Annotated in this window: 6 protein-coding genes; all 6 read right to left on the reverse strand. The window is 35.8% G+C overall.

Annotation, left to right across the window (positions count from 1 at the left end; genetic code table 11):
* Window positions 1-96 precede the first annotated feature (96 nt).
* The 6 genes from EV144_RS15750 to EV144_RS15775 all read right to left on the reverse strand — a co-directional run bounded on the left by EV144_RS15750 (window position 97) and on the right by EV144_RS15775 (window position 13,545).
* Window positions 97-3,612 (reverse strand): malectin domain-containing carbohydrate-binding protein, encoded by a 3,516-nt coding sequence (locus EV144_RS15750; RefSeq protein ID WP_134150126.1) that lies wholly within the window; start codon window positions 3,610-3,612, stop codon window positions 97-99.
* A 255-nt stretch (window positions 3,613-3,867) separates the two neighbouring features.
* Complete coding sequence (locus EV144_RS15755) at window positions 3,868-6,597, reverse strand: glycoside hydrolase family 20 zincin-like fold domain-containing protein (protein WP_134150127.1); 2,730 nt, start codon at window positions 6,595-6,597, stop codon at window positions 3,868-3,870.
* Window positions 6,598-6,740: 143 nt separating this feature from the next.
* Entirely contained in the window at window positions 6,741-7,628 is an 888-nt protein-coding gene (locus tag EV144_RS15760; protein WP_134150128.1) for a sugar phosphate isomerase/epimerase family protein, read from the reverse strand.
* Between the two features lie 181 nt (window positions 7,629-7,809).
* A complete protein-coding gene (locus EV144_RS15765) occupies window positions 7,810-8,955 on the reverse strand; it encodes a sialidase family protein (protein WP_134150129.1) in 1,146 nt (381 codons plus the stop codon).
* A gap of 145 nt (window positions 8,956-9,100) precedes the next feature.
* Complete coding sequence (locus EV144_RS15770; RefSeq protein ID WP_134150130.1) at window positions 9,101-11,854, reverse strand: glycoside hydrolase family 78 protein; 2,754 nt, start codon at window positions 11,852-11,854, stop codon at window positions 9,101-9,103.
* Window positions 11,855-11,976: 122 nt separating this feature from the next.
* Window positions 11,977-13,545, reverse strand: coding sequence for an MGH1-like glycoside hydrolase domain-containing protein (locus EV144_RS15775; protein ID WP_134150131.1), 1,569 nt, complete (start codon window positions 13,543-13,545; stop codon window positions 11,977-11,979).
* Between the last annotated feature and the right edge of the window lie 57 nt (window positions 13,546-13,602).

Consider the following 13,602-nt stretch of genomic DNA (forward strand, 5'->3'; position numbering starts at 1 on the left):
ATAAGTTCATTTTAGACAAAACTTAAATTTTCTTATATTACTTATATGGTTTAATTTTCTTTGCGACTCTGCGACTTTGCGAGAGTATTTTTTTATTTATTGAAACTCAAAATTATCAATCAACAACCCTTTCAAATCTTCACCTTCCAAAGTAATTTTATACGTTCCGGCATTGATATAACCTCCCGAAGTCGTATTCAAAACCTTCCATTTTTCTGGTGAAGGAAAAAATTCAATCGTGTCATTTCGCATTAAAATTCCGTAAGCATCTTCCATTTTGAATTTTACTTTTAATGGATTTTCGTTTCGATTCATAAAACGGAAACGCATTAAATAAATTCCCGCAACTCCTGGTTTTACTTCAAACTCGATGCTGTTATTTGTCTTTTTTGTGAATTCGATATAATCGGCTTTTTTGAAATTTCCCTTTTCGATTCCGTCTCCCGATGTTTTGGCTTTTTCAGCTTCGATAATTACAACAGGTCTTGAATCGTCTTTTTCACCCATATCATAAGTTGGAACGACTGCAATCGAAGTTATTGTTTCTGAATTATCAAAAGAAATCTTCTCGCCTTTTTTTACTTTTTTAGTGAAAACATCAAATGAAATTCCATTGCTATTTTTCCCTTTTTCATCTATTTTTTTATAATCCGAAAGCCAGTTTAAAGATTTAATTTTATTATCAACTAAAACATAAATATTCGATTCTTCTTTTGCTGTAAACGAACCTGAACTTTTCGAATCTGTTGAAAATTGAATGAAATCAGCGCCAAAAACTTCCGAAGGTAATTCGGTAAAAAGAACTTCTGAGTTTACGAATTGTTTTGAATTGATATCCAACCACGAAGCAATTTTAAAATCTCTGGAATCTAAACTTACATTCTGAATATTTCTAGCCGATTCTTCAGACGGTCTTGCGTGATAATTTTTTGTTCCAATCGCAATTGCCGAAATTATTGCTTCCCCTGCTTTTGTATTTGGAAACGAAATTTTAATTTTTCCGTTACTGCTTTTTACTGTGAAAGTTTTCTTCAGAGCATTATCGTGTCCGGCTTCTGCCCAAATATCAAAATCTTTAAGAACTACATTATCGTTTATGGCAACGTCAAACAAACGCCAGCCTTTGCAGTCTAAACCTCCGCCAGTTCCGTACCACGGTTCTGTAAAATATAATTCTACTAAATATTCTCCGTCTGGAGCAGGAAATTCATAACTTAATTTATCAACTCCGTATCTAAAAGTTTGAAATAAAGTCTGGTCTTTTGTTCCGTTAATTGGATCAAAAGTACTTCTTTGGCTTGCATAAAAATCTGGAAGTTTTTCAAATTTATCGGTCCAAGATAATGAGCCCCAAGTATTTTGTCCGTTTTTGTGTGTATCGGTTAACCAGGTATTTCCGTTGCTGTCTGTCAATTCAGAACCACCGCAATTTACTCTGTAAATATAATTATAACCTTTTTTAGCTTGTAAAATATCGGTTTTATTCGGAGTTAAAGCTTCTAAATTTGGTGCTTTCGGAAGAGTATTCAAAACAATATAATCTTTTGCAACCGCTTTTCCGTTTACATATCCAACCGCGTATAAAACATTGTATTGAACGTTTACATTATTAAACTGAAAATGATTTCCAACTCCCGGATTTTTTAGTTTTCCTAATGACGTTTTATTCACGTCATTAAACAATTCTACTTCGTCACAATTGGAGTAAATATCGATTCCGCTTTTAATTCCGGCTTTTTCCCAACGACTTGGCCAGGTATGCGAAACGATATACACCATAGGATTGGTTTTGTTCGAAACATAATTGGCGCGGTACATATAATACGCATCCAGAGGTTCGCCCCAAATCGTAAAAAGTCCTTTGTAATTTACGGGTCCAACTTTGTCTATATCTCTAAATCCTTCTCCGTTTTGTACGCGTCCAGGATTTTCGTGTGAAGCAAAAATCCAGTTGAATTGTCCGGCGATTTTATCTTTTACCGATTCTGCTTCACGGACTTTAATTTCCATTAATTGTGAAAATCTGTTCTCGCTTAAAGTCCCTTTTTGATCAAATTCGCCTTCTGTATGTAAATCTGCAGAACGCCAAGCGCCGTACTCGCCGTTTAATAACTGCGTGCTCATTTCGAGATGATATTTTAACGGATCTCCTCCATACGTTCCGGACCAGTTTTGTACGACATTCCAATCTGTTCCTTCTCCACCATTGCAAGTCGTTACGATTCTTTGTGAAGCCGATAACGGATCCATTTCGCGAATGATTTTAGTGCATTCTTCCGCAAATTCTTTCGGAATTGTACTTTCATTCTGTAATCCCCACATTACAACCGACGGACTGTTTCTGCGTTCTTTAATCCATTCGCGCAAAAGGGTTTTGAAATTTTCTTTGAATTCTGGTGTATCGTACCAAATATGCGCCGAAAACTGACTCCAAAATAAGATTCCGTTTTCGTCTAATTCTTTCTGATATGATAAATTATGAGGCTGATGCGCTTCTCTAAAAGCATTAAATCCAGCCGCTTTGATTTCTTCAATTCGAGCGTGGATTTGTTCGTCTGAAAATGAATGGCTGTTTCCAATTTGATGTTCGTATTCACAAACGCCGTTAATAAAAACAGGTTCGTCATTGATGAAAAAACGATTGTCTTTTCCGTCGCGACTTACTGGCCAGCTTACCCAACGGATTCCGTAAGGCGTTGTTAGTTGATCTATTATTTTTCCGTTCTCAGAAATTGATGTTACAAGTTTATATAAATACGGATTTGCCGGAGACCACAAATTTGGTTTTGCGATTTCGGGAAGTGTTAAAGCTATTTCTTTTGTTTCGCCAGAATTGCTTTTGGTTTCTGTTTTTATAGATGAAACTTTTTTTCCTGAAGCGTCAAAAAGAGTATTTTCAATAGTTAAGTTTTGGGTTGAAGTTCCGTAATTTTTGATTTCGGTTGTGGTAAGAAGTATTGCTTTTTCTTTAGAAACCGATTTGTCATTCCAGATATGAACACCAAATGGTTCTATTCTAATATCGTTTGTAATCATTAAAGAAACAGGTCTGAAAATCCCCATTGGCTGAGAACCTTCTGAAAATCCCCATTCGCCGGAACAGCCTCCGCAAACCCAAGGAAGATCTGCAATAAAAGATGGATGTGAGGCTTTTACCAAAATCTGGTTTTCTTTATCGAAAGAAACGGCTTTGGTAATCTCTAAGGTAAAAGTCGTTCTTCCGCCTTTGTGTTGACCTACTTTTTTGCCGTTTACCCAAACATCTGCATAAGAACTTACGCCTTCAAAAAAAAGGAAAAGTTTTTTACCAACCGCAGATTTGTCAAGTTTTAAAGTTTTTTTGTACCACGCAGTCCCGTGTAAATTTCCATGTTTTGTTCTTCTGAAACCATAATACTGATCCCAATTGTGAGGCACACTTACCTTTTGCCAATTGGAATCAGTTTTTGGATTTTCTACAAAATCTTCTTCTTTCAGCGGAAGATTATCCAGCATTACGGTCTCCCAAGATGAGTTCAGCGAAATTTCTTTACGTACAGAACTTTTGCCCTGACTCCAAACAGTGCAAAAACTTGAGAAAAAACAAAAAATAAAAAAAACTATTCTGTTCATATTTTTTTAAACCATATAAGTGATTATAAGGTTGTTTTTTGGTTTAATTTTTATGCTCACTTTTTGTCATTTCGAGGAACGAGAAATCGCACTCGGGATTCGACAAAGATTGTCTCTACTTTGCGGAGCTTCTAGTGTGATTTCTCCTTCGTCGAAATGACAAGATTGTGTTATTAAACCTGACGGGTTTTGAAAACCCGTCAGGTTTAACGTAATCTTGGTTCGCGTGAGGGACACGCCCAAAATACTATTATTTTAATAAAACAACCAATCTATAGCCGCTTTTTCTCCTTCGTCTATATAACCAACATCGCGCGTTGTAATGGTTTGATCTGCGTCTATAAAGCCTAAAATCAATACTTTTCCTTTGCCTAAATCGAGTTTATTTTCGCCCGGTTGGAAAGTGTAGGTATGAATGTTTACACGTGGTAATTCTTTCAAATTCATGGCACTTGCTAAAATAACTTCGGCCTGACCGTAAGCATTTCCGGCTGCGTCTGTTTCTAAACTTGGCGGTAATAAAAATCTCTTTTGATCTGAATTAAAATAACCTACAACCAGTTTTACAGCTTTGTTATTTTTGAATTTCAGATGTGTTCCTTTTTCATTTTGATCGTTTTCTGCAAAAGTGAAACCTTTTAGATTCTGAAGTTCTGGTGCTAATTTCGTGATTTCAGAAATATCGGTTCCATAAATTTTTGTTCCTTTTTTAACTAAATACGATCCTGGTTTTTCATCTATAAAAGCTACATCAGCAGTTTTCCAAGGTTTTCCTTCTACAGTTTCGATTTTACCATCTTTAGACGATTTCAGCTTTTCTAAATTTCTTTTAAAGTTAGCCAATTCACGTTCGTAATGTGGTAATAATTCAATCCATGTTTTATTGTTTCCATCATCGCCACCAATCGGGATTCTACGTTGAGCGGTTTGCATACTATTGGCATACAAGTAATTATCTTTGGTTAAATTTACCAATAATTCGTAATGTTTGATGCTTTCTTCCAGATGCGGAATCGCTTTGTCCAGATCTGAAATATCATTAGAATAGCTGTATCTCAAAACCAATAACGCTGCTTTTACTTTTTCTGAAAAGAAATCGGCGAAAGCTTTATAACAATGTACATCGTTTTTAAGGCGTAAAAATTCTTCTTTATCTTTTGTTACACTTGGTTCTGCTTTGTCGATGGCTTCAACAGCTAATCTTCCGTGTTCTGTGATTTCAGCTATAATCTGTGTTGGAAGTTCACCTGAATGCGGCTCGTGATTCCACTCTTTTTTAGCATATTCCAAAAGCAATTCGCCCGCAGGTCCGCAAGATTCATGGAATCCTGGATAAACTCTCCATTTTGCCGGATTTACCAATTGACTTTCGAACATTCCTAACAATAAGGTTTGACGGTTTCCTTCTGTAATTCCGAAACGTCTTAATGTTTTTGGAGCGATTTCTCCTGTTTCTTCGTAGGCTTTTAAAATATTGTTTGCAGCTTCCTGATCAGTTCCATATTTTGTCGCTAAATCATTATCCCAATATTTAACTTCTTCATTACGATCTCTTTTGCTGTCCCAAGCATATCTTGCCCAAGCTTTGTACCAAATCCAGTCGCGATCCATTTCTAACAATCTTTCGCCAGTTTTGGTTTTATCGGCAGAATATGGCCAATCCCAATAGGAAGCTTGCGGATATAAGTGTAATGCATTGGCTCCGTGTGCGCTGTGCATCGCTTTTACCGTTTTCTGAATAAAATCTGGTGAACCGTACCTGAAAGGTTCTAAATTGGCCAAAATGTGAACATTCTCAATATGGATTGATTTTAAAGCGCTTAATTGTCTGTGCGTTTCTCCCCAAGGTCCCCCCGGCGTATAAGTCGTTAGAGATTCTCCTGTATATTTACTTTCTGTGTAAAGGTTTTTGTATAACGGAAGTGATTTTTCCATAACCAAAGGCCCGTCTGTATCGTGAGAACGCAGGATAATTGGTGGTTCATCTGTTTTCCCGATAGCTTGCAAACCATCGCGCACGCCTGGAATAATTGTTTTAGTAAACCATTCTACGTCGTCATCAACTGTATTTATGGCTTCGCCAAGGCAAACCATTAAACCTACATTTGGATATTTTTCGATAAATGCTGCAATTGATTTTCTGGTATAATCTGATAATAAAGGCGTAATTGGTCTTGAACGATCTTGCGTTTTAATGTTATAATGTTCTGCAAAAGGTTTAGAAACGATAATATTATAAAACATCTGAATTACCCAAATTCCTCTTTTATTGGCTTCTACGGTTAGGAATTTATAAACTTCTTCGTTTTTTTTGAAATCTTCGTCGCTTACTTCTACCGCAAATGGATATTCTTTTAGTTTTACTAATGAAGCAAAAGGATGGCCATTCCATAAATACAAGGAATTCATTCTGTTATCGACCATCATATCTAAATACTTAATCCATAGTTTTTTATCGTAAAACCACGGAAAAGTTTCTGGTGTATACGGATATTCGTAAACATCACGACCCGGAAGATAAACCGGTTTTTGCATTCCGATGCAGGCACCGCGCAAAACCATTTCCGGACTGTCTTCGATATTAATTTCTGAAGGAACTGCGCCCGAAGTTTTAATACGCCCTACTAATTCCAAAGCGCCATACAACGCTCCAGTCGCATCTGCTCCTTCAATAAAAATGATATTATTTTGCGTACGAATCTGAAAACCTTCTTTTTTACTGAGTTTACTATCGTCGATTTTGGCACTTTTGGCGTTTTTTTTCCAAAAGTCTGTTCCTTTTTCACCTATAACAATTACTTGCTCTTTTGACTTTTTAAATTTATCCGAAGAAATAACTTTGATTCCTTTTGAAATTAAAGTTTCTGATAATTTTTCTGCACCAAATTTTGCTCTAGGCGAATTTGCATCACTAACAATTGTGATATTTTGCGCTGTCGCGAAACTGACATAAAAACTTAAAAAAAGTAAACTTAGGTATTTCATTGTATTTTGGTTTTGTATTCTAAAAAATCAGCTTAATCTGCCAGATCTGCGGGAAAAATTTACTCTCGCAGATCTGGCAGATTTGGCAGATATAAATATGATCAATTGGAATGTTTAACTTTTACAGATGATCATTATTTTATTTAATTCTGAAAAATCTTCTTTAAATAAGCAACATTTGCTCCATAATTGGCTTTTACATCATGCACTTGTGTAACATCTCTGGAACGTTCTACAATCAGCCAGCCACTCCATTTCATTTCGTCAAGCGTTTGTTTTATTTTTGGCATATCGATCGCCGGATCTTTTTCTAACCAAAATTTATCGGTGTTTGAAGCGTGAATCTGTGCTATATATTTTTTGCCTAGAATTTTTAATTCAGCCGAAATATCTCTTCCGTTATCAACCGCATTTGCAAAATTGAACGAACTTTTAATGTATTTTGAATCGATTTCTTCTAATAACTTTTTCTCGTCTGTAGCATTCAAAGAGGTTTCTATTGCAATTACACCGCCAATTTTACCAACTTGTTTTCCCGCCCATTTTAATCTTTCAATCACAATTGGACGCAATTCTGGATTTTTAGTCAAATCACTTTGAGTTCCTAAAGGCAAATAAGCTACTTTTACTTTCATGTTTTTCATTGCCAAAACACAATCATTAACCATTTGTTCGATGCTTTCTCTTTTAGCAAAAGACTGCGCATAAAAACCAGACATCGCAATTGAGCTGATTCCAACATTTACTTCTTTCGATTTATCTAAGAATTTTTGTCTTTCTACAGGATCGCCCAGTTTGCTGTCGAAAGTTGGTCTGTTTCCTAAACCGCCCATATCGAGTTCTATACCGTCTGCTTTTATTTCTGATGCTAATCCGAAAGCGCCTAATTTTTGTCTTTTTAAAATCATCCAGTCGCAAACCGCAACTTTATATTGTTGTTTATTTTTTGATGCCTGAGCTGTAGCACAGCTATTAAATGTTGCCGATAAAACAACAAGTAGTGCAATTAATAAATTTCTTTTAGATTTCATATTGGTATTTTTTTGCCACTCCCGATAGCTATCGGGATTAAAGGATTATATGGATTAAAAAATCTGCTAAATCTGCTAAATCTGCGGGAAAAATTTACTCTCGCAGATTTAGCAGATTATGGAGATTAAATTAGAATAAAAAAAATCCTTTTTAATCCTTTTAATCTGTGGCATTATATTTTTACTCTTCTTCTGCTTTTACGGCCGTTACGACTTTGTTTTCATCGCCTGGCCAGATTCCGTTTTTGATTGGAATTGCTTTCAGTTTACTTGGATCGATTTTTACATATTTCAGTTTTTCTCTTCTCCAAGTATAAACGACATGCACCATTCCGTCTGAACTTTGAATTATTGAAGGATAAGAATACTGGCTGATTTTTGAATCTTCTAAAACCAAAGCCGCATTCCAATTAATTCCGTCTTTAGAAACCGAAACATTCAACGGTGTTCTTGGTCCTTTTGCTTCTTTTCCCGGAGGTAAAACGTGATTGTAAACTAAAAGATGTCTTCCGTCTTTAAGTGTTACAGCGTCAGTTCCTGAATTGTTATTTGGAAGTCCGATTAATTCTACATCCGACCATGTTTTTCCGTTGTCTTTGGAGAAAGTACTATAAATCGCTCTGTTTCTGGTTCTACCGATTGCCTGAATACTTCCATCTTTGTGGAATAAAATACTTGGCTGAATAGCGTTGATTTTTTCTTTTCCTCTCGAAAGCGTATCGCCCATTACCCAGGTTTTTCCGAAGTCTGGCGTAGATTCCATACGAAGTCTCCAGCCGTCGCCTTCTATACTTGACGGACAAAGTAAAGTTCCGTTGCTTAATAAAACAGGTTTATTTTTGATTGGCCCTAAGAAACCGTCTGGCATTTTTTCTGCTTCAGACCATGTTTTTCCGCCATCAGAAGATCTTCTGATTACGCCCCACCATTCTGATGGTTTTGGTCCGATTTTGTAGAAAAGCATTAAATCGCCACCCGGAATTTGATATAAAACGGGATTCCAAGTTGGTAATCTTGGGCCTTCTTTCATCACTCCGTCAGCAACTTTTACACCTTCGTTCCATTTATCACTTCCTTTTGGTTTGATGGCCACATAAATACAAACATCAGGATTTCTTTCTGCAGTTCCTCCAAACCACGATGATACTAAATCGCCATTGGTTGCTTCTACAATTGTTACGGCATGACAAGACGGATAAGGCGCTTTGTCGTAGATAAATTGGTCTACTAAAATTCCCTCTTTCCAGGTCTTTTTCTCCAAAGCCGATTTACAGCTTCCGAAAAGGATTAAACTAAACAGGATAAATGTTACTTTTAAAATCTTCATTCTTAGGTTTTATTTTTGAATTACAATTTCTGATATTAAATGCATTCTCAATAATTTTTTACACAAAATTATTTATTAAGTGTAAAAATGACACTAATTTTTTAAATATCTATCCTGCACTGTCCCGAATTAACAGAAAACCCGATTATTTAACATTTAAAACATAAGATCCCGATGTAAGTGTAAGTACAAGATTACCTTTTTCGGTTTTAAATGTATTTGAAGTCTTATTTAGTTTTTGATTATTGATGGTAACGTTAGAAGCATTTTCTGTTGGCAGATAAACAATCGCTGTTGTATTTGCAGGGATTGAAACATTCCAACTTAAGGCATTTTTACTTTTCTTCCAGTCACTTTTTATAGTTCCGTGAATCGATTCATATGATGCATTTACAAAAGTCAATCCAGCATTAAAATCTGGTTTCATGATAATTTCTTTGAAACCCGGAGTTTCTGGATTGCTTTTAATTCCAGCCATGTTTTCGTAATACCAAATCAATAAATCTCCTAAAAGCATTACGTGGTTTTGCGAATTCATTTTAGGATCTGCGGTGTTTCCGTTCCATAATTCCCAAATTGTTGTCGCTCCGTTTTTGGCCATGTAACCCCAACTCGGATAGGTGTTGTTGGATGCCAATTTATAAGATAAATCAGGTCGTCCGAACTGCGATAAAGTTCGCATCAAAAACTGAGTTCCGATTACACCCGTACTAATGTGACCTTTGTACGTAACTTCTACTTCGTGAGTAATATTCTCAAAAACTTTATCTTCAAGATTCTCAGGAACCATTCCGAAAGTCAATGGCAAAAGATTTGCCGTTACTGTATTATTAGCGTAATTATTTGTTTTTGAATTGAAAAACTTAGCATTAAAAGCTGTTTTTATTTTCTGCGAAAGAGTATCGTAATACTGAATATCTTCTTTTCCGGAGTTATTAATCGTGGCAAACTTTTTCATTTTTTGTAATAAATGATAATAGAAAGCACTTGCAATCAATTCGCCATTTGTAGTTCTGGCCGAATCTTTAGAATGAATTAACTCCAGAGATTCTGGCGGAACACACCAATCGCCGTATTTATCTTTGGTCATTAAATCTTTAACCAAATAATTTTTCTCCATATACACTACCCATTTTTTCATTGACGGATAATGTTTTTCGATCACTTTTTTATCGGCAAATTGCTGGTACAACATATCGGCAACCGTAATATATGTTCCAGGCCATGTTACATTATCGCCATAATAACGCCAGAAAGCAGGCGCAACATCAGGGATTCCGCCATCGGCAGTCTGCGCATTTTTAATATCGTCTAGCCATTTTGCGTACAAAGTCTGATTATCAAAAATAAAACTTTCGCCATAAGCGCCCGTTGTACGATCTCCCAGCCATGGCTGACGCTCATTTCGTTGTGGACAATCAATCGGCATTCCTTTATAATTACTTCTGATTCCCCAATAGGCATTTTTGAAAATCTGATTCATCGTTGCGTCAGAAGATTCAAAAGTTCCCGTTGTTTTGATATCGTCGTAAACTACTTTTCCAACGAAACTATCCAAAGTTGGTTTTGTTGGAAATCCTGTAACTTCTACAAATCTAAATCCGTGGAAAATAAATTTTGGTTCCCAGATTTCTTCGCCTTCACCTTTTAAAATATAATGATCGGTTGTTCTGGCGTCGCGTAAATTTTCAATATATAAAGAACCATTAGCCTGCAAAGATTCAGCAAATTTTAAAGTGATTTTGTCACCGCTTTTTCCTTTAACTTTCAATTGCAACCAGCCGACCATATTCTGACCCATATCAAGAATATAAGTGCCACGCGGAGTTTGTTTAATCGAAATTGGTTTTACTTCGCCCATGATTTTCATGTTTGGTGTCATTTGCGCTTCGTAAAATCCGCCCGGTTCCTGAACATATTCTGCGTTCAGCCAGTTTTTATCGTCGTAATTTATGGTGTTCCAGTTTTTTAATTCTTTGCGCGCATCATAATCTTCACCGTCATATTCGTTATTAGATAAAATTGGGCCGTTTGTAGTAACTTTCCAAGTATCGTCAGTTCTGATAACGTCTTTACTTCCATCTGTATATTCTACAAACAATTGCAAAGCCATTTTTGGGTAACCAAAAGTTTTAATTTTATAAGGTTTAAAATCCTGACGCATGGTAAAAAAACGGCCGTTTCCGAGAATTGTTCCCAACATATTTTTGCCTTCTTTTAACTGTGAAGTCACATCAAAAACATTGTATTTTACATTCTTCGTATAATCCGTAGGAACGGGCGCCAAAACCTGATTGCCGATTTTATTTCCGTTAATGTACAATTCATACATTCCTAAACCCATTAAATATACTTTCGCACTTTTAACTTGTTTTTTAAGATCAATTTCTTTTCGTAAATATCTTGCTGATAATCTCGAAAACTGCGAAATGCTATCTCCAGCCGAAGCTTTTTCATAACCAATCCAACGCGTAGATTTCCAATCCGCATAATTCAAAATTCCCATGCTGAAAAATGTCTTTTCTTCAGATTGAAATTCGCCTTTATTAGTCCAGATTTTTACTTTCCAAAATGCATTTTGTCTGTTTTCTAATATTTTCCCGTTGTAAATAATATTGACAGATTCGTTGCTTGCTACTTTTCCGCTGTCCCATAAATCAGCAGTATTTGCATTTAAATTCTCCTCTGTAGAAGCAACAATAATTTGGTAAGCTGTTTGTTTTACATCGCTTACATTTGCATTTATCTGCCAGCTCAATCGCGGTTGCAACACATCAATTCCTTCGGGATTGTTCAGCATTTCGCATTGCAGATTGTTTACACTGATTTTGTTTTGGGCTTTCGCCGAAAATGTAAACAATGTGATGATTAATGTAAGGTGTAAAAAAAACTTTTTCATGGTATTATTTTATTGTTTCTCGCAGATTTTGCAGATTTAGGAGATTTTTTAAATTGAAAAAAATAATCTGCTCAATCTGCAAAATCTGCGAGAGTAATTTTTTATTTCAACGTTAAGAATAGCTATTCAGAAATCACACGCTCCAATTTCTCAGAAAACGCAATTTCTTTTCCGTTTTTAAAGATTCTGAAACCTTTTCCTTTATGATATTTTTCTCCGGTTTTATCCCAAAGAATCGTAATAATATTACCGTGATACAAAACATTATCCAGACAAAACCAATCCCATTTTTCCTGTGGAATCAACGGATTTACTTCTATTTTTTCATCCGCTCTAGGGCGTAATCCAACCAAACCCGTAATCACTAAATCGTTAAAAGTCGAATGATTATAATAGCGACTTCTTTCGCGGTCGCCCATTAACCAATATCCTGTAGTTTCATCTAAATATTCACCAAGATAAGGTTTTCCTCTGTAATACTGCGACTGAACGTACAAATCCAACTGCTTGAAATAATCTGGTTTAGCCACATTATTTTGATTGTAATTGTTCAAAACATTTGCCATTGCGGTCAAAGTCTGCGAAGTTGCAAAAGGCCAAATCGCACCGTCCCATTCGCAAGTTCCGGTTCCGTGAGTTCTAAAACGGGGACTTCTTCTTTCTGCCGTTGTCAATCCAAAAGGTGCCGAAAATCCTTTTTCGTCTTTCACTTGTTCCCAGGCTTTTTCAAATCCTTTATTTTTTTCAGGTAAATTAAAATACCACGGAATAAATCCGATTGCTTCTCTAACCTGCGCTAAAGTATCTTTTTCTGTAAAAGTTTCAAAAAACTCATCTTTAGGATTCCATAATTTTGTTTCCACTAATTTTTGAAGCGTGTCCGCTTTAGCAGTAAAATAATTTTCTTTTGCAGTATCGCCTTTTAGTTTTGCTATTTTAGACAAAGCTTCGGCATTTCCAAACATATAACTGTTAATCGTTACGCGCGCATTTCTAAACTTTCTCGCACCGCTCAACGATTCTTCCATTCCGTCTTTTACATCAGACTGCCAGAATAAACCGTCTTTACGTTTTCTGTCGCCTTCCCAGGCTGCATATTCATTAATTAAATCCGGATACATATCCAATAAAAACTTGTCATCTTTATTTACTAAATATCTGTTGTATAATGCATCAGCTGTCCAAGAACTGAACGTACGTAATTTTTTCATTGGTTTACCATCATTTCCTCTAAACCACAAATGAACGTCCTGCTCAATATATTTCGGATCATGAACCCATCTAAATTCGTTGATATGATGTCCTAAAGCACAACTAATCATATTGTATTTATCTGCATACGAACGATCTACTAAAAACTCGGTAATCCCAAATCCCTGCGGCGTATTTATAATATGCTTTCGCGCGCTCCACCAACGGAAATAATAGATTTCTTCGAAATTCTGCTGTGGACATTCAAACAACGGAATATTCTTTTCCATCCAACTCCAAGCACTGTCATTCGGAATCGCAAATTTTAAATTCTCATCTTCCATCGTGTTGAAATAATCGACATAATGTTTGAAGTTATTTTCTTTTAAAACAACCGATTTTCCTTTGTTTGAAACATTTACACCCGATTTACAACTGCTGTTTAAACAAGCAATTATAATTGAAAGGGTTATTATTTTATGTTTGAGATTTTTTAACATTATTTATTTTATTTTTTTACACAATTTTGTCATTTCGACGAAGGAGAAATCTCCGCA

The sequence above is a fragment of the Flavobacterium sp. 270 genome, assembly GCF_004368785.1.
Classification (GTDB): Bacteria; Bacteroidota; Bacteroidia; order Flavobacteriales; family Flavobacteriaceae; genus Flavobacterium.